Raw genomic sequence first — 1,620 nt, 5'->3', positions numbered from 1 at the left:
CATAATGAGAAGCATGCCGGTCTTGGTGGCGACCTCGCAGGCGACCCGGGCGTCCGGGTCCTGGGCGTAGATGGCGTCCAGGATGGCGTCGGCCACCTGGTCGCAGATCTTGTCGGGATGGCCTTCCGTGACCGACTCCGAGGTGAACTCCCAGCGCCTTACGACCTCCTCGCCCTCGGCCCCGAGCGGCGATCCGCCCTGGCCCGGCCGGCGGTCACGCGGTGGTCCGTCCACCCGCATCCCCATGGTGCGTGCCCCCTTGCCTCCTGCGTGCTCCGGGCAGCGTCGAGACTTCACGGGTCGTGGCGCAAGAACCAGGCAAAAAAAACCGCCTCTGCTCCATTGCAGGGAGAGGCAAGAGCCTGGGCTCTCATCTCCCAGAATGGAACGCCATTCTGCGGGAATTGGCACCGAGCGCCGCATCCGCGGACGTACGGGGGCCGCACGGGAGGCGATACCCCCGAAACACCCACCTTGCGGCGCTGGTTGCCGGGCTTCATCGGGCCCGTCCCTCCGCCGCTCTGGATAAGAGCCAGAAGCACGCTATTCGGTTTTCGCGCCGCTATGATAGCATGCGGCGCGGATCGGGTCAATCCGCAAGCTTACCCGCTCCCAGTCCGGCGAGCAGGTGCGCCCACCCGACAAGCCCGCGCTCGAAGCTCGACAGCCGGAAGAACTCATTGGGCGCGTGGATCTGCTCGTCCGGAAGACCGAAAGCAAACGTCACGGTGTGCGCCGACAGCCGCGACAGGAAGATGTCGTACAGCGGCACCGTCCCGCCCATCCACAAGTACAGGGGCTCCCTGCCGTAGAGCTCCCGAAGTACATCGGCCGCCACCCGGTTGCCGGGGTGATCGACGGGCATGACGTAGGGCCTGGCATACCCGGGCTGGCGCCGCACCTCTACCGTGACGCCCGGCGGCGAATGCCGGCGCACGTGGGCCTCGATGAATCCCAGGATCTCCTCCGGATCCTGGTCCGGCACCAGCCGGCACGTGATCTTGGCGTGCGCCTCGGCAGGCAGAACCGTCTTGACGCCCTCGCCCGCAAATCCGCCCCAGATGCCGTTGACCTCCAGGGTAGGCCGCACGCCCTGGCGTTCGATGGTGGTGTAGCCGGGCTCGCCGAACAGTGCGGGCACGCCAAGCTGTTGCTTGAGACGCTCGTCGCTGTGGGGAATGGCGGCCAGCAGCCGCCGCTGTTCGGCCGTCACCGGCGCCACCCGGTCGTAGAAGTGCTCGACCAGGATGTGCCCGTCGGGCGCCCGCATGGATGCCAGCAGTTGCACCAGGGCGTGGATCGGGTTTTGAATCGCACCCCCGTACGTGCCGGAGTGAAGGTCGCTCTTCGCCCCCCGGACGTCGATTTGGAGCGCGCACAGCCCCCTGGTGCCCAGCGTGAGCGCGGGCTGGTCCGCCGAGAACTGCCCGCCGTCGGCGCTCAGCACCAGATCACAGGCCAGGCGGTCCCGGTGGGCGCCGACGAACTCGTCCAGGTACGGGCTTCCAATCTCCTCCTGTCCCTCGAAGATGAACCGCACGTTGACAGGCAGCGCCCCCGTGGCGCGCAGCCACGCTTCGGCCGCGAGAATCGGGATCAGCATGTTCCCTTTGTCGTCGG

General features: G+C 67.7%; 2 protein-coding genes and 1 riboswitch. Both genes read right to left on the bottom strand.

The window, feature by feature from the left end:
- Nucleotides 1-246: S-adenosylmethionine synthetase N-terminal domain-containing protein (locus AB1609_23395; GenBank protein MEW6049379.1), on the bottom strand; the 246-nt coding region annotated here is incomplete at its 3' end.
- A 121-nt stretch (nucleotides 247-367) separates the two neighbouring features.
- Nucleotides 368-532: riboswitch (SAM riboswitch) on the bottom strand.
- A 57-nt stretch (nucleotides 533-589) separates the two neighbouring features.
- The coding region (locus AB1609_23390; GenBank protein MEW6049378.1) for a M20/M25/M40 family metallo-hydrolase at nucleotides 590-1,620 on the bottom strand (1,031 nt) is incomplete at its 5' end.

It is taken from the genome of Bacillota bacterium (assembly GCA_040754675.1).
GTDB lineage: Bacteria > Bacillota > Limnochordia > Limnochordales > Geochordaceae > Geochorda.
Note: the sequence above shows the minus strand (reverse complement) of the source record. Positions and strands in the feature narration are given on the sequence as shown.